The sequence below is a fragment of the Rhizobium sp. YTU87027 genome (genome assembly GCF_050644135.1).
In the GTDB taxonomy this organism is placed as follows: Bacteria; Pseudomonadota; Alphaproteobacteria; order Rhizobiales; family Rhizobiaceae; genus Rhizobium.
In genome coordinates this window covers 3,384,159-3,399,810 of sequence record NZ_CP098440.1, presented here as the reverse complement: position 1 = coordinate 3,399,810, position 15,652 = coordinate 3,384,159, and the positions used below count along the sequence as shown (strand labels likewise).

Annotated in this window: 11 protein-coding genes; 6 read left to right on the top strand and 5 right to left on the bottom strand. The window is 59.1% G+C overall.

Annotated elements, in window-relative coordinates:
- Both NBG89_RS16795 and NBG89_RS16790 read right to left on the bottom strand, forming a co-directional pair.
- Positions 1 to 249, bottom strand: a complete 249-nt coding sequence (locus tag NBG89_RS16795; RefSeq protein WP_431322723.1) for a hypothetical protein — start codon at positions 247 to 249, stop codon at positions 1 to 3.
- Between the two features lie 249 nt (positions 250 to 498).
- Positions 499 to 723 carry a DUF1674 domain-containing protein gene (locus NBG89_RS16790; RefSeq protein ID WP_431320870.1) on the bottom strand — a complete coding sequence of 75 codons (225 nt, stop codon included), beginning with the start codon at positions 721 to 723 and terminating at the stop codon, positions 499 to 501.
- Positions 724 to 846: 123 nt separating this feature from the next.
- Here NBG89_RS16790 and htpX point away from each other — a divergent pair, with 123 nt between their 5' ends.
- The 4 genes from htpX (at position 847) to purH (ending at position 6,681) form a co-directional block, all read left to right on the top strand.
- On the top strand, positions 847 to 1,809 hold the full coding sequence (htpX, locus tag NBG89_RS16785) for a zinc metalloprotease HtpX (protein ID WP_431320869.1): 963 nt from the start codon (positions 847 to 849) through the stop codon (positions 1,807 to 1,809).
- Positions 1,800 to 3,194, top strand: coding sequence for an RsmB/NOP family class I SAM-dependent RNA methyltransferase (locus NBG89_RS16780; protein ID WP_431320868.1), 1,395 nt, complete (start codon positions 1,800 to 1,802; stop codon positions 3,192 to 3,194). The genes htpX and NBG89_RS16780 overlap by 10 nt, the downstream gene beginning before the upstream one ends.
- A gap of 110 nt (positions 3,195 to 3,304) precedes the next feature.
- On the top strand, positions 3,305 to 4,969 hold the full coding sequence (locus tag NBG89_RS16775; RefSeq protein ID WP_431320867.1) for a heparinase II/III family protein: 1,665 nt from the start codon (positions 3,305 to 3,307) through the stop codon (positions 4,967 to 4,969).
- 95 nt (positions 4,970 to 5,064) lie between these two features.
- A complete protein-coding gene (gene purH, locus NBG89_RS16770; RefSeq protein WP_088693160.1) occupies positions 5,065 to 6,681 on the top strand; it encodes a bifunctional phosphoribosylaminoimidazolecarboxamide formyltransferase/IMP cyclohydrolase in 1,617 nt (538 codons plus the stop codon).
- Positions 6,682 to 6,697: 16 nt separating this feature from the next.
- Here purH and NBG89_RS16765 read toward each other — a convergent pair whose 3' ends face one another.
- Both NBG89_RS16765 and NBG89_RS16760 read right to left on the bottom strand, forming a co-directional pair.
- Positions 6,698 to 8,086 carry an MFS transporter gene (locus NBG89_RS16765; protein ID WP_431322722.1) on the bottom strand — a complete coding sequence of 463 codons (1,389 nt, stop codon included), beginning with the start codon at positions 8,084 to 8,086 and terminating at the stop codon, positions 6,698 to 6,700.
- A 27-nt stretch (positions 8,087 to 8,113) separates the two neighbouring features.
- Positions 8,114 to 12,889, bottom strand: a complete 4,776-nt coding sequence (locus NBG89_RS16760; protein WP_431320866.1) for an NAD-glutamate dehydrogenase — start codon at positions 12,887 to 12,889, stop codon at positions 8,114 to 8,116.
- Positions 12,890 to 13,143: 254 nt separating this feature from the next.
- Between NBG89_RS16760 and pdxY the strand changes: the two genes are divergently transcribed.
- Together pdxY and NBG89_RS16750 are read left to right on the top strand one after the other, a co-directional pair.
- Positions 13,144 to 14,019 (top strand): pyridoxal kinase PdxY, encoded by an 876-nt coding sequence (pdxY, locus tag NBG89_RS16755; RefSeq protein ID WP_431320865.1) that lies wholly within the window; start codon positions 13,144 to 13,146, stop codon positions 14,017 to 14,019.
- Between the two features lie 70 nt (positions 14,020 to 14,089).
- Complete coding sequence (locus tag NBG89_RS16750; protein WP_431320864.1) at positions 14,090 to 14,731, top strand: carbonic anhydrase; 642 nt, start codon at positions 14,090 to 14,092, stop codon at positions 14,729 to 14,731.
- 63 nt (positions 14,732 to 14,794) lie between these two features.
- On the opposite strand, the gene NBG89_RS16745 is transcribed toward NBG89_RS16750, so the two are convergent.
- On the bottom strand, positions 14,795 to 15,613 hold the full coding sequence (locus tag NBG89_RS16745) for a lytic murein transglycosylase (protein ID WP_088704644.1): 819 nt from the start codon (positions 15,611 to 15,613) through the stop codon (positions 14,795 to 14,797).
- Positions 15,614 to 15,652: the final 39 nt, after the last annotated feature.

The following is a 15,652-nucleotide window of genomic DNA, read 5'->3' as shown; positions in this document are numbered from 1 at the left end:
TTAGTTCTCTGCCGGGCATGTTTCTCGCGGTTTTCGGCCGCCGTCATAGGCTTGCACGATTCCTTCTTCCAAAAGGTCTTGAGCCGGATTCCTGCCATTCGAAAGGGTGACGTTGGCCAGGATACGACCGAAATACTTGTCGCCGGCAATCTGCGTAAGATGGATCTCGTGTGATCCTGATGTCAGGTTTTCCAGAGCGTGGCGAGCGTCGATCCCCGCACGCCTTATTTCAGCACAGTTGGAGTGCATCTCAGGGGCGTCGATCCCGCGAATCCGAACGTAGACTTCCATTGTCTGCCGCGGCCAAGGGCGCGCTTCGACCAGCAGAGTGTCACCATCGATCACTCTCAGGATTTCAGCCAATACTGGTCCCTCTATTTCGTCGCGAGCAACCGCCGCTACCGGCGTCGCAGCGAGGGCCAGCGCGACAAAGGAAACAATCTTCCTCATAAAAGGAATAAATTCCGATCACAAAGGAAAGTCAATAGGAATATTTACTTAAAAATCGATCGCTCTGCCGTTTATTTCCCAGTCCCCGAAGCGGGAAGGATCTGCACCGCCGCGGCCACCGATCTCGAGCGGCATTTCTACTTGCTTCTCGTTTCGCCGACGCTCTTCGGCCTCGGCAAGCGCACGCCTGGCAGCCGGCGACAGCAACTTGCGAGGAGCCTCGGCGGCTTCAGTCGCCAAGGTTTCGTTGTTGTCATTGTCCGCTGCTTGCATCACGCGATTCCGCCCGAAAAATATTGAAAATGGCTGGTGAATGACCAAATCATAGAGCGCTGGCGCCGCAATTGAAACCCTATAACCTTGCGCGGTTCGCTCAGGCGTACTTTGGAGATAGCGATGAACCTCGTCCGTACAGCCATGTTGCTCGCCTTCATGACCGCATTGTTCATGGCCGTCGGCTTTCTGATTGGCGGGCGCGGCGGCATGATGATCGCGTTCGTGATTGCCGCTGGGATGAACTTCTTTTCCTATTGGAATTCCGACCGCATGGTGCTGTCGGCCTATCACGCGCAGGAGATCGACGAGCGCAATGCCCCGGAGTTCTTCGCCATCATCAGGGATCTGGCGCGCAATGCCGGCCTGCCCATGCCGAAGGTCTATCTCTACGATAGCCCGCAACCAAATGCTTTCGCGACAGGTCGCAATCCCGAGAACGCCGCCGTTGCTGCGTCCACAGGCCTGTTGAGCGCACTGACGCCGGAAGAAGTGGCTGGCGTCATGGCCCATGAGTTGGCCCACGTGCAAAACCGTGACACCTTGACGATGACGATCACGGCGACCCTAGCCGGCGCGATTTCCATGCTGGGCAATTTTGCGTTCTTCTTCAGTGGCAACCGGGGAAACAATAACAATCCGCTGGGTTTCATCGGGGTATTACTGGCAATGATTGTCGCGCCGCTTGCCGCGATGATGGTTCAGATGGCCATCAGTCGTACGCGCGAATATTCGGCCGATCGCCGAGGTGCAGAAATTTGCGGCAATCCGCTGTGGCTTGCCTCGGCACTCGGCAAGATTGCACGTAGCGCCTCGCATGTGCCGAACTATGATGCTGAGCGCAACCCGGCGACCGCTCATATGTTCATCATCAATCCGCTGACAGGTGCTGGCATGGACAATTTATTCTCTACGCACCCGAACACGGAAAATCGGATTGCTGCTCTGCAGGAAATGGCACGTGGCAGCATGAATGTCTCGACGGCGACGGCGCGCGCTGATAATCCGATGCGCAAATCGCGCTCGGTTCCGAATACCGGTCTTGATCGCGGTGGCTCACAACCGCCGAAAGGTCCGTGGTCTTGAATTCAGACGGCAAGAAAAAGCCATTTCGCAAACCAAAGTCGTCCAATCAGGGGTCTGTTCCTGGTCCAACAAAACCCGGACTGCAGGTTCGCGCTGCCGCAGCCAAGATCCTGGCGGCCGTCGTCGACCGGAAGCTTTCACTTGACGGCGCCTTGGATAATGAACATGGCAATCCGGTGTACAAGGCTCTCAACGAGGGAGACCGCGCCCTGGTGCGCGCCATTCTCAATGCGACGTTGCGGCATTTGCCGCGGATCGATGCCGCGATCTCCCGCCTGCTTGAATCGCCGCTTCCCGAAGGTGCAAGGGCGCTGCACCATGTTCTTGCGATCGCTGCCGCGCAGATCCTCTACCTTGATGTGCCGGATCATGCGGCGGTCGACCTCGCCGTCGAGCAATCAAATCAGGATCCCCGGAATCGCCGTTTTGCGAAGCTGGTGAACGCTGTTCTGCGCCGTCTTGGACGCGAGAAGGACCATATCCTTGCCGAGATCAACTCGACCCCGGTGATGCCGGAATGGTTTCTCGACAGGCTTGAGAGGGCCTATGGCAAAGAAAGGGCACAATCGATCTCTGAATCGCAGCTTGAGCCGGCCGCAATCGATCTTACGGTCAAAGACGACGCGCAGGGATGGGCGGGACGTCTGGGCGGCTTTGTGCTGCCGACCGGTGGTGTTCGGCTTGCCGCCTTCGAGGGTAGCGTTCCCTCATTGGAAGGATTTGCGCAAGGCGCGTGGTGGGTTCAGGACGCAGCCGCCAGTATCCCTGCTCAGCTGTTTGGCGACCTGGCGGGCAAACGCGTTGCCGATCTGTGCGCAGCTCCTGGCGGAAAGACGGCCCAGCTGATCCTTGCTGGAGGCAAGGTTACCGCCGTCGAGCAGTCCGAAAACCGCATCAAGCGACTGCGAGCGAACCTTGATCGGCTTGGATTGAATGCCGAGACGGTTGCCAGCGACCTCACCAAATACGAGCCGGTGGAGCTTTTCGACGCCATATTGCTGGATGCGCCCTGCTCATCGACGGGGACGACGCGCCGGCATCCGGATGTGCTCTGGGCCAAAGGGCCGGAGGACATCGCGAAACTTGCTGCGCTTCAGGAGCGATTGCTGCGCCACGCTATAACCCTGTTGAAGCCCGGCGGCACGATCGTCTTTTCCAATTGCTCGCTTGATCCGGCCGAAGGAGAGGATGTGGCCGCCCGCGTTCTTTCGGACGCACCGATGCTCGAGCGCGTCGCCATCGAGGCTGAGCACTGGCCAGGCCTGGAGTCCGCCATCAGCCCTCTTGGAGAGTTCCGCACGACACCCGACATGCTCGAGGTTCCCTCCGGTTTTGCGGGTGGTCTTGACGGCTTCTACGCCGTCGTGATTCGCCGTGTTGCCTGATCGAAAGGCAACTGGCATAGTTAAGCACCTGTCATAATTTGATACGTAAGTGTCACTGATTCCGGGCTTATTCACTTATTCTTAACGACGCGGGTCAATAGACAATAAACATGTGGTCCGGGTTCTCGACTCTTTACGTGGGAGAGGCTTGGCGGCGCGCGCTGTGCCGCGGAGCAATTCTGCGGCTGCGTCTCTTCCGCCATACGGTTCACGCCCCGGAACGCTTAATCGTCGCTCCGACCGACCTGCGTGCAGTTGATCCGCATGTGGCCGAAGAGATTTTGAACGGCCGCTTCCCGCTCGCCGGCCGGCTCCTCGAGACCGGCGGCAAGTCGCCCTTCAATTTCAGCCTTCCGTCTCGAGCTTTCGCGCTGCGGCTTCATAGCTTCGGCTGGCTTCGCCACATGCGAACCAAGAAGAGCGACCTTCATTCAAGCGTTGCCCGCTCCATCGTCAACAACTGGCTGTCGCTGCATGGTGGCCGCATCGAGGGCATTGCCTGGGAGATCGATGTTACCGCGCAACGCGTGATTTCCTGGCTTTCGCATTCGCCTGTTGTTCTCCACAATGCCGATCGCGGCTTCTATCGCCGCTTCTTGCGCTCGCTCGCCTTTCAAGTACGATTTCTGCGTCGAATGGCAAAATACGCGCCTCCCGGTGAGGTTCGTTTTCGATTGCGGATTGCTCTCGCGATTGCCTCCATTGCGATGCCAACGCGCGCAGGCGCCCTTCGACGCGCCGCCGAAGCATTGGACCAGGAGTTCGATAGCCAGATTCTGCCTGACGGAGGTCATATCTCGCGCAATCCACGCGTCGGGTTGGAATTGCTCCTTGATCTCCTTCCGCTACGGCAAACCTACGTCAATCTCGGTCATGACCTGCCGCAGAAGCTGATCTCGGGTATTGATCGCATGTATCCGGCCCTGCGCTTTTTCAGGCATCAGGATGGTGATCTCGCGCTTTTCAATGGCGCGACGTCGACTCTCGCGACGGAATTGATGTCGTTGCTGCGGTATGACGAGACCGCGGGCGATCCCTTCAAGGCAATGCCCCATTCGCGCTATCAGCGGCTGGCGGCGGGAAGAACCGTAATTATTGCCGATACCGGACCGCCGCCTGCCGGGAGCCTGTCCCGCACAGCGCATGCCGGGTGTCTGTCGTTCGAGATGTCCTCCGGACGTCACCGTTTTATCGTTAATTCCGGGTCGCCGAAATTCGCCGGCCGGCGCTACCTACAGATTGCTCGAACGACCGCTGCGCATAGCACCGTCACTGTCAACGACACTTCATCAAGCCGTTTTGCACCGTCCGAGTTCGTTGCGAATGTGATTACTGATGGCGTGAAAGCCGTGAATGTTGATCGCGCGCTCACCGATGACGGCCGCGACGTGATCAAGGCAAGCCATGATGGCTACCTCAACGCCTTCGGTATCCTGCACGAGCGCGAACTGACCCTGAACGCAACGGGATTGATCGCCACGGGCTGTGATCGACTGGTTGCGCCGGAAGGCAAGGTCGATGAGGCCGTGCGCGCAGTGGCACGCTTCCATGCCCACCCTTCTATCAACCTAAAGCAAATCGACAAAGAGTCGATCATGATGACGGCAACCGATGGAGAAACATGGCTGTTCTCCACGCCCGGCAACGAAGTGCTGATTGGCGAGGACGTCTTCTTTGCCGACGCGTCGGGCATTTGCGGATCCGACCAGATCGAGATCGCCTTCTCCTATCCCGACAGGCCGGAAATACGCTGGTTTTTATCGCGCAAGAGCTAGCGACTGTTTCCGCGGGCGCAAAGCTGTGCTAACGCGGCGCCATCATCCGCTTATCCCTCGCCGGATATCTCCTGAAAACCAAATGGAGAAGCCTCATGGCCGTTGTTTCCAAGAAAATTCCCGCACCCGACAAGGTCGCCGTCAAGACCGCGTTGCTTTCGGTGTCGGACAAAACTGGTATCGTCGAACTCGCGCGTGCGCTTGTCGACAAAGGCGTTCGCCTCCTATCAACGGGCGGCACTCATAAGGCAATTGCGGCGGCCGGACTTGCCGTGACCGATGTTTCCGACGTTACAGGTTTTCCTGAGATCATGGATGGTCGAGTGAAGACCCTGCACCCGAAAGTGCATGGCGGCCTACTTGCCATCCGCGATGATGCGGAACACCAGGCGGCGATGAAGGCGCACGGTATCGAGGGTATCGACCTTGCTGTCATCAATCTCTATCCGTTCGAGGACGTCCGTGCCGCGGGCGGTGACTATCCGACAACCGTCGAGAATATCGATATCGGCGGTCCGGCGATGATCCGCGCATCGGCCAAGAACCACGCCTACGTAACGATCCTGACCGATCCAGCGGACTATTCCGAACTGCTCGAGCAGATCGCTTCGAATGCCGGCCAGACCGCTTACGCATTCCGCCAGCGGATGGCAGCCAAGGCCTTCGCTCGCACGGCAGCTTACGACGCCATGATCTCCAACTGGTTTGCCGAGGCTCTTTCGATCGACACCCCGCGTCATCGCGTCATTGGCGGTGTGCTCAAGGAAGAGATGCGCTACGGCGAGAATCCGCATCAGAAGGCGGCATTCTATGTGACAGGCGACCGTCGTCCCGGCGTTGCCACCGCGTCACTGCTTCAGGGCAAGCAACTCTCCTACAACAACATCAACGACACCGATGCGGCCTATGAGCTCGTTGCCGAGTTCCTGCCGGAGAAGTCGGCGGCCTGCGCGATCATCAAGCACGCAAATCCCTGTGGCGTGGCGACGGGTTCCAGCCTGCTCGACGCTTACAAGCGCGCGCTTGCCTGCGATTCCGTCTCCGCCTTCGGGGGCATCATTGCGCTCAACCAGACGCTTGATGCGCAAACCGCTGAAGAGATCATCAAGCTCTTTACCGAAGTCATCATCGCGCCCGACGTCACCGAGGAGGCGAAAGCCATTGTCGCACGCAAGGCAAACCTTCGGTTACTGACTGCAGGCGGCTTGCCGGATCCGCGCTCTGCTGGTCTGACGGCGAAAACCGTCTCCGGTGGCCTGCTCGTGCAGAGCCGTGACAACGGCATGGTCGAGGATCTTGAACTGAAGGTGGTTACCAAGCGTGCGCCGACCCAGCAGGAACTCGAAGACATGAAATTTGCCTTCAAGGTTGCCAAGCATGTCAAGTCGAACGCCGTGGTCTATGCCAAGGACGGACAGACAGCCGGCATTGGCGCAGGCCAGATGAGTCGCGTGGATTCTGCCCGTATCGCCGGCCTGAAGGCCGAGGAAGCGGCTAGAGCTCTCGGGCTCGTAGAACCGTTGACGCGAGGCTCGGCCGTTGCCTCGGAAGCCTTCCTGCCGTTCGCCGACGGTTTGCTGTCGATGATTGCAGCCGGTGCGACGGCGGTTATCCAGCCGGGTGGATCGATGCGCGACCAGGAAGTGATCGACGCCGCCAACGAGCACAATGTCGCGATGGTCTTTACCGGTATGCGGCACTTCCGCCACTAACCGGTGGCCTCTTCCGTTACGCCCTGTCCGCGGGATAGGGCGTACGGACAAGTAGGATCAGTCCTGCAGCGAGGAAAAGTACGAGTGTTGCCATTCCAAGCCGTGACGAGCCGGTCATATAGGTCACGACGGAAAAGAACAGCGTCGCCATGAAGCTCGTAGCGCGCCCTGAAAGCGCATAGATGCCAAAATAACGGCCTGCCTCGTGCAGGCTTACGCTGCGTGCGAGGTAGGAGCGGGACGAGGCCTGCACGGGGCCGAAGGCGAGCCCGATCAACAGGCCATAGGCAATATAGGCTTTCTCGGCTGCCGTCCCGAAGAGGCCGCCGGAATCGGCGGTTGGCAGCTCAAGCAGGCCAAAGAGTGTGTATCCAGGCCCAGTCGACACTATGCCGATGGTGGCGAGCAGCAACATCGTCAGGCTGATGACGATCGTTGACTTGGAGCCTATGCGCCGATCAACGCGACCGGCAATGATGCAGCCGAAGATCGCAACGACGTTGAGTATGATTCCGTAGATCCCTATCTCAATCGTCGCCCATCCAAACATTCCGGCGGCAAAAGCGCCGCCGAGGATCAGTAGTCCGTTGACGCCATCCTGATAGATCATCCGCGCGATCAGGAAGCGAAGAATGCCATGGCGTTGCTTGAGCTCGCCAAGCGTGCTTTTCAACTCGGTAAAACCGGTCCGCACCGCGGCACCGAATGGGAGCCCCTTGCTGATGTCGGGCGTAAAAAAGAACATCGGGAGAATAAAGATCAGGTACCAGACGGCCGAAATCGGCCCCGTGATGCGGGCGTCCTCTCCCTGGTGCGCATCGAGACCGAATAGAGGCTCAAGACCGAGAATTGTTTTGCCGGATTCGAGATTGCCGGCAAGCAAGACCACTACCGCGATCAGGACAATCATCCCGCCGAGATAGCCGAGGCCCCAAGCCGTATTGGATAATTTTCCGACCTCGTCCTTGCTGACAAGCCGCGGCATCATGGAATCGTTGAAGACGATGGAGAACTCGGCCGCGATCGAAGCCAGGATCATGAAGATCATGGGATAGATCAGCGGTGAACCAGGGGCAGCAAACCAGAGGCCGAAGAGGCTCGCAATCTTGATGATCGCAAAGAAGGCAATCCAGGGCTTTCGGGCGCCGGACTGATCGGCGATCGAACCGAGGACGGGCGACAAGATGGCGATGATCACCGAGGAGATCGTCGCCATGTTGCTCCACATTGCCTGGGCGGAGACCGGATCGGCCGTCAGGCGCGACACGAAGTACGGGCCGAAGATGAAGGTCGTCACAACAGTGAAGAATGGCTGGGCTGCCCAGTCGAAGAGCATCCAGCCCCAGATGCCCTTCTCCGATGCCCTAGCCGGCTGCGTTCCCGTCCAGTCGATGCGATTCACAATCCGCTCCTGATTCCGAGCGGAACTGTCTCACCTCGCCCCGTCGCGCGCAAGATCGCTCAACAGACCAGCAGCCACAGTGATGCGGGCAAGGTTCGGGTCGCCGCTGTCGCTCAGCCCGGACAGTTCTTCTGCTATCCGGTTGATCCTGATGCGATCGCCGGCATGCCAAGCTTGGACTGGAAGCTTGTCCTTGCCGTGGTTGGCAAGTGCCGAAATGACGATGTCGCGTCGCGCGCTGGCGATCTGGTCGATACTGCGGGCCAGCGCCAGGTTCTCGTAATGGTCAGCTGTGATGATCCGTGAGCCGGCGGCAAGCAAGCGCCCGATCCGGAAGGTCTGGGAGACGGCAAAATAGCTTTCCGCCGCGCGCGCCAGCGGTTCGCCTGTGCGCTCGGCGATCTGCATGATCTCAGGCACGAGCGCAAAGCCGAGCAGCCCAGAAATCTCGGCGGCCAGCTTATCGGGCACACCGGCCTCGCGATACTCCTGCTGGCGTGCCTCGAGCTCGGGCACTGTCTGGCTGGCGAAGATCGGCTTGAGCTTCTTCAGGGCTGTCTGGAGCCCCTCGATCGTAGCGGCCATATCGCCCTTGGCCATCTGTGTCTTCAGAAGCAGACGCGTCAACACCGTGAAGGTGTGGCTGATCTCCTCGTAGATGCGGTTCTGGATCTGGCCGCCGATCTTGCCATCCAAGGCATCCGTTTCGGTCCAGAGCCGCCCGAGATCGAAACCGTCACGGGCTATGATCGCAGCTCGAACAACTTCCGGCGCGGATGCCGCGGTGGCATCCATCATGCTGACGGCGAAGCCGGGGCCGCCACGATTGATCGCCTCGTTGGCGAGTACAGTCGCAATGATCTCGCGTTTTAGACGATGGGAATCGATGTCGGACGCGTTCGTCTTGCGCATTTTTGCAGGGAAGTAGTTCGAAAGCGTTGCATTGAAATAAGGATCGTCGGGCAAATCACTGGCGGCCAGGGCATCGAACAGCACGATCTTGGCATAGGAAAGCAGGATGCCGATCTCGGGTCGGGTCAATGGCTTGCCTGCCGCATAGCGCTCGGCAAGGACCGTATCGTCAGGAAGCGTTTCAACCTTGCGGTTCAGTTGCTTGGCACCTTCTAGCACCGTCATGAGCCGGGCAAGTTCCAGCCCGTTGGCCGTGCCTTTGCGCTCGGTCAGCGAAATCGACAGGGACTGCAAATAGTTGTTCCTGAGCACAAGCTTCGCGACCTCGTCCGTCATGGATGAGAGGAGCTGGTCGCGCTTTGCTCGCGTGAGGCGATTGTCGTGCATTGCGGCGGCAAGCGCGATCTTGATGTTGACCTCGACGTCCGAAGTGTTGACGCCGGCCGAATTGTCGATCGCGTCGGAATTGCAGCGTCCGCCTCTCAGGCCGTAGGCGATGCGGCCCTTCTGCGTGACGCCAAGATTTGCGCCCTCGCCGATCACCTTGGCACGCACATCTTCCGCCGTAACACGAATGGGGTCGTTGGCACGGTCGCCGACCTCGGCGTCGGTTTCCGACGGCGCTTTGACGTAGGTGCCGATCCCGCCGAACCATAGGAGATCAACCGGGCTCTTCAGAATAGCCGTCATGATCTCAAATGGCGTTGCTACCGTCTTGTCGATACCGATCGCAGCCGCCGCTTCCGGCGTTAATGTGACGGACTTTGCCGATCGGGAAATGATCATGGCGCCCTTCGAAAGAACGCTCTTGTCGAAATCCTGCCAGCTCGACCGGGCCAAGTTGAAAAGCCGCTGCCGTTCGGCGAGCGTCTTTGCCATATCCGGATCCGGATCGATGAAAATGTCGCGGTGGTCGAACGCGGCGACCAGCCGGATTTTTGGCGACAGCAACACGCCGTTGCCGAACACATCCCCCGACATGTCGCCAATGCCGGCAACGGTGAAGGGCGTGGTCTGGATGTCGATATCCATTTCTCGGAAGTGGCGCTTTACCGTTTCCCAGGCGCCACGGGCGGTGATGCCCATCTTCTTGTGGTCGTAGCCGGCCGAGCCACCCGAAGCAAAAGCATCGTCCAGCCAGAAACCCGCCTCCTGAGCGAGTGCGTTGGCGGTGTCCGAGAAGGTGGCGGTTCCCTTGTCGGCGGCGACGACGAAATAGGGGTCGTCGCCGTCAAGCCTGACCGTGTCCTTCGGCGGCACGATATCGGCGCCATTGATGTTGTCAGTGATGGATAGCAGCGTGCGGATATAGGTCTTGTAGGCTTCGCGGCCAGCGTTGAAGATCTCGTCGCGGCTGCCGCCGACCGGGAGTTTCTTCGGATAAAAGCCACCCTTCGCGCCAACCGGCACGATCACCGCGTTCTTGACCTGTTGTGCTTTCACAAGCCCCAGCACTTCGGTTCGATAGTCTTCAGCACGATCCGACCACCGCAGACCGCCACGCGCCACCTTGCCGAAGCGCAGGTGCACACCTTCGACTTCGACGCCATAGACGAACATCTCGCGGAAGGGGCGCGGTTCGGGCAATCCGTCCACCTGATGCGGATCGAGCTTGAAGGCCAGCATAGCCCTCGGCGAGCCGTCTTGATTGCGCTGGAAGTAGTTGGTTCGCAGTGTCGCATCGACGACGTTGACGTAGCGGCGCAGAATTCGATCGTCATCGAGACTTGGCACATCGGAGAGAGCCGTCTCGATCCTTTGGTGATGTTCGGTCGCCTTCTTGATCCGCGCCTTCTCGGAAATTTTCGGATCGAGCGCGTCGTAGAACAGCCGGAAGATCATCGCCGCGATGACCGGATACTTGTCGAGCGTCGTAGCGATATAGTCCAGTGAGTATGGAATGCCGGCCTGCCGTAGATAGCGTGCATAGGCACGAAGGACGCTGGTTTCGCGCGCAGTCAGTCCCGCCGAGACGATCAAGCGGTTGAAGTTGTCATTGTCGATCACGCCGCTGAACGCTGCGAGGAACGCTTCTTCCAACATCGCTCCATGACGATGGAGGTCAATTTGAATGCCTCCGCGAGGCTCGAGTTCCATATCATGCAGCACCACCAGTGTTTCGGGGCCACCGTGAAGGGTTACATCGATGTCGAATGTTCCCTCGCTGATGACGTTAAAGCCGAGGTTCTCAAGCAATGGCACGCGGCGAGACAAAGCGAGCTGGCCGCCGGAATGGAAAATCTTCAGGCAAAGCAGCTCAACGCCGTCTTTTTCTCGCGTGTAGAACGCAATGCGGATTGGTTCTCCGGCTGCGCAAGCGGCGATATCCTCGAGATCGTAAAAGGTTTCTTCCGGCTGGAAGAGATCCTGGAAGGCGTGGCTCACGTGCAACTGAGGAGCCTTGGGTCCAGCCAGAGCCTCGAAGCGGTCATCCCAGCGCGCGGTGATGGCACGAATTGCCTCTTCCAGCTTTGCCTGCGGCACACGCGGGGTTTTGCCACCGGACCGGCCGATGATGAAATGGACGCGGGCAACGCCGCCTTCAGGAAAGGCCGGGTAATAAGCCGAGACGCGGCCGTCATAGACCGTTTTCAGATGAGTTCCGATCTTTTCTCGCACGATCGAGTCGTATTCTTCGCGCGGCACATAAACGATCACTGAAACGAAGCGGTCAAAGTGATCGATGCGTGGCAGCGCGCGCACACGCGGCCGGTCGGCCAGATCATTGATCTGCTCGGCAAAGCTCGCCAGAAGCGTCGTGTCGATCTGGAAAAGGTCGTCGCGCGGGTAGGATTCCAGCGTATTGTCGAGCATACGGCCCGAGTGACTCATCGGGTCGAAGCCGAAATGTTCCTTCACCCGCTCGATCTTGGAGCGAAGTAGAGGGATATCGCTGGCGAGAGACGTATAGGCGGTTGAAGTGAAGAGACCGACGATGCGCAGTTCGCCGGTAACATTCCCGTCGGCATCAAAGCGCTTCACGCCGACATAGTCCATATAGGCGCGGCGATGGACGATCGATTTCACGTTCGCTTTGGTGACAATCAGAAAATCCGGTCCATCGAGGAATGCCAGAATTTCAGGTGTCGTCGTTACGGCATCCTTGCCGGTGCGCAAAACGAGCACGTCGGGGTTCGAAAGGATGCCGAGACCGGTGCCCTTGTCACGCTCTACCTTCGCGTTCGCGCCTTTGCCCGAGTAGACGTACTCGCGCATCCCGAGGAAAGTAAAGTTTGCGTCGCGCAGCCACGTCAGGAAGGCGAGCGCTTCATCCCGTTCCGCTTTCCTGCGGCTGGCATTGTAGGCGGAAAGTTCGTCAATGACCGTTCCGAGCTTATCGAGCATCGGCTTCCAGTCGGAAACCGTCACGCGCACCTGTTCGACCACGGTCTTCACCCGTTTGATGAGGTCGGCTGCCTGGGCCGTCGTCAGGGGTGCAAGGTGCAGTTGAATATGGCTGACGCGATTGGCTGGCTCACTCGGGAGGTCGGCAGAATAAAGTTCCGGCGCTTTGCCGTCCTCCATCACGAGGATCGGATGCACGGCCATATAGAGGTCGCGATAGCTGCTGGTGACCTCACCCATCACCGATTCATACAAGAACGGCATGTTGTGGTCGGTGACTGAAAGAATGGACACGGCAACGCCGTCAGGCTCCACGTCGGCGATGGTGTCGATGGTGATGCGCGCCGAATTGCCTGCCCAGGCTGCTAGTTCTTTCGCTGAATGCGCGGCCGAAAGCGCCAGCATCTCCGGTGTGTAGCGTTCCAGGTCGTCGCCGCTGGCGCGCCCGAACAAGAACTCGGGATCGAGGAAGGTCTCCCCGGTTGCGGCCGCGATTTTGGTCGCGCTCTCGAGCTGTTTTTCTCGCTTCGGATTGTTTCGACCGGCCATCTCAGATACTCCCTCATCTCCTCGATTTGGCGCAAGTTAGCAGAAGATTTGACGAAAGAATCTCTAAAAGAGCGCTTTGCGAGGCAGCTTTCATGCGTTTTTGGCCATCGGGACGCAAATTTTCGAAAGATTTTGCTTCGTCGCACAGATTTCTGACTTTCTTGCAGCCGACGCTTTCATGTCTGCGTGAAGAGCAGTTGACAGTGGAGCTGCAAAAAGGAGATCAACGGGCATCGAAGGCCGAGTAGAGCATCATGTCAGATAATGCCGCAGGAACCGTCATTGTTATCTCCAGCCACGTTGTGCGCGGGTCCGTCGGAAACCGTGGGGCGGTCTTTGCGCTAGAGACCCTCGGTCATCAGGTCTGGGCGCTGCCGACGATCGTGCTGCCGTGGCACCCCGGCCATGGCCGGTCTACACGGCTCACGTTTGCCGAAGCCGATTTCGACGCGGCGATCGACGATCTCATTCGCGCGCCTTGGATCGGCGAGGTGAAGGCTGTTCTATCGGGGTATTTCGGCAATGCCGCGCAAGCGCGCTCGGTTGCCCGCCTCGTGACGGCTTTGCGCGAGCAGAAGCCTGAGCTGCTTTACGTTTGCGATCCGGTTATGGGGGATCTGGGTGGCCTTTACGTCCCGCAGGCGACGGCCGAGGCAATCAGGGATCATCTGATACCCCTCGCTTCGCTTGCTACGCCTAACCGATATGAGCTCGCCTGGCTCGCTGGCGCGCCCCTTGAAGACAATACCTCGATAATGGAAGCGGCCCTATCACTGGGGCCGTCACGTATGCTGGTGACCTCAGCCGTATCTATGATGGCAGGAGGCACGGGGAATCTTTACCTCACAGGGCGACATGCGCTGCTGGCGGAACACCGCCTTATCGATAAACCGCCAAATGGCCTCGGTGATCTTCTCGCCGCGCTGTTTCTGTCGCGGCTTCTTTCCGGCATGGAGGACGAGAAGGCGCTTCAGCTTGCAACGGCAAGTGTCTACGAGGTGCTTGCCCGCGCCGTGAAGCGAGGGAGTGACGAATTGACGCTGGCAAGCGACGCGTCAAGCCTCGCAACGCCCATGGCGATGGTGCAGATGCGGCGCCTGATGCATCCCGTGCAAAGGCGCAAGGGCTGACACCACGACTACGCTCGCGATCTTGCAGTGCGATATTGATCTTGTTTGGCGCAGGCTGTAATCGAAGATCATGCAGCGTTTTCCAAACATCCTTCTTGACGGTTATCGCAACTTTATGAATGGGCGTTATGTGGACGCCCGTGATCGCTATAAAGCGCTGGCCGAACACGGCCAGAACCCAAGCACGCTGGTGGTAGCCTGTTCGGACTCACGTGCTGCGCCCGAGTTGATCTTTGATGCGGGTCCCGGCGAACTTTTCGTTATCCGCAATGTTGCCAACATGGTGCCGCCTTACGAGCCGGATGGCCATTTCCATGCGACCTCAGCCGCGCTGGAATTCGCGGTTCAGGCTCTGAAGGTTACGGATATTGTCGTCATGGGCCATGGGCGCTGTGGTGGCATCAGGGCAGCGCTCGATCCGAGCGCCGAGCCGCTATCGCCTGGCGACTTTATCGGGCGCTGGATGTCGCTCGTCAGGCCGGCGGCGGAGCAGATCGGCGCCAATGACGTGATGACTCCCGCCGAGCGCCAAACCGCCCTCGAGCGTGTCTCGATCCGCAATTCGATCGAGAACCTCAGGACGTTTCCGGACATCAAGGCCCTGGAGGACGCCGGCAAGATTGCACTTCACGGTGCCTGGTTCGACATTTCGACGGGAGAACTGTGGGTGATGGACGCCGAAACCCGCGACTTCATTCGCCCGGAAATCTAAATTAGCCAAACAAAAAGAGCGCCGAACCGAGGTTCGGCGCTCTTGGTTTGCGCTGACTTATTCTTAGTTTCCGTCGATCTGCTGGCCGATGTAAGCGATGGCCTGCTGATAGACCGTCGCCGCGTTCCAGCCGGCGATCGCTGCGAAGTTGGGTTCGCCGGGCTGATAGCCGGCACCGGCCTGCCAGCCATGGCCTTTCAGGAAATTGGCAGTCGAGGCGAGCGCATCAGCGCGCGAGCCGACCATATCGACGCGGCCATCGCCATCGCCATCGGCGCCGAAGCGCACGACATTGCGCGGCAGGAACTGCGTCTGCCCGATCTCGCCATGGGCCGCACCGCGCGCCTGCGGATTGAGGTAACCCTCCGAGACAAGCTGCAATGCTGCATAAAGCTGATCGGTGAAGTAGTCGGAACGTCGGCAGTCGTAGGCGAGGGTCGACACTGCCGACAGCGTATGCTGATTGCCCATATAGCTACCGAATCCGGTCTCCATGCCCCAAATCGCGATCAGCGGACCGGCCGGTACGCCGAAACGGCGTTCAATCGACGCAAAGAGAGCAGCATTGGCACGCTTCATATTCTTGCCGCGCGAGATGATCGCCGCACCACCGCGCTTCTGCATGAAGGCATCAAAGGAAAGCTTGAAGCTCTTCTGGCCGCGGTCGGCAGCAATCGTCGGTCTGTTGTAGGAGACGTTTGCAAAGGCACGATCGAGAACGGAGGGGCTGACACCGTTTGCGGCCGCCTCTTGCTTGAATTCGCCAACCCAGGCCTCGAAACCGGCGCCGTTGTTACCGCACTGGGCTGCCTTGGCTGCTGCAGGAACTGCGTGGAGAATGCAGGCGGCAGCAGCTGCCAGCAAAAATTTCGTCATGCGCATGGAGATATCCCGATCTGACTGGCCTTCAAACCGGGCCAT

What these genes read in the sequence shown, in the direction of transcription:
- NBG89_RS16795 (WP_431322723.1), bottom strand. Translation starts at nt 249, where the DNA reads ATGCACTCCAACTGTGCTGAAATAAGGCGTGCGGGGATCGACGCTCGC.
- NBG89_RS16790 (WP_431320870.1), bottom strand. Translation starts at nt 723, where the DNA reads ATGCAAGCAGCGGACAATGACAACAACGAAACCTTGGCGACTGAAGCC.
- htpX (WP_431320869.1), top strand. Translation starts at nt 847, where the DNA reads ATGAACCTCGTCCGTACAGCCATGTTGCTCGCCTTCATGACCGCATTG.
- NBG89_RS16775 (WP_431320867.1), top strand. Translation starts at nt 3,305, where the DNA reads ATGTGGTCCGGGTTCTCGACTCTTTACGTGGGAGAGGCTTGGCGGCGC.
- purH (WP_088693160.1), top strand. Translation starts at nt 5,065, where the DNA reads ATGGCCGTTGTTTCCAAGAAAATTCCCGCACCCGACAAGGTCGCCGTC.
- NBG89_RS16760 (WP_431320866.1), bottom strand. Translation starts at nt 12,889, where the DNA reads ATGGCCGGTCGAAACAATCCGAAGCGAGAAAAACAGCTCGAGAGCGCG.
- pdxY (WP_431320865.1), top strand. Translation starts at nt 13,144, where the DNA reads ATGTCAGATAATGCCGCAGGAACCGTCATTGTTATCTCCAGCCACGTT.
- NBG89_RS16750 (WP_431320864.1), top strand. Translation starts at nt 14,090, where the DNA reads ATGCAGCGTTTTCCAAACATCCTTCTTGACGGTTATCGCAACTTTATG.
- NBG89_RS16745 (WP_088704644.1), bottom strand. Translation starts at nt 15,613, where the DNA reads ATGCGCATGACGAAATTTTTGCTGGCAGCTGCTGCCGCCTGCATTCTC.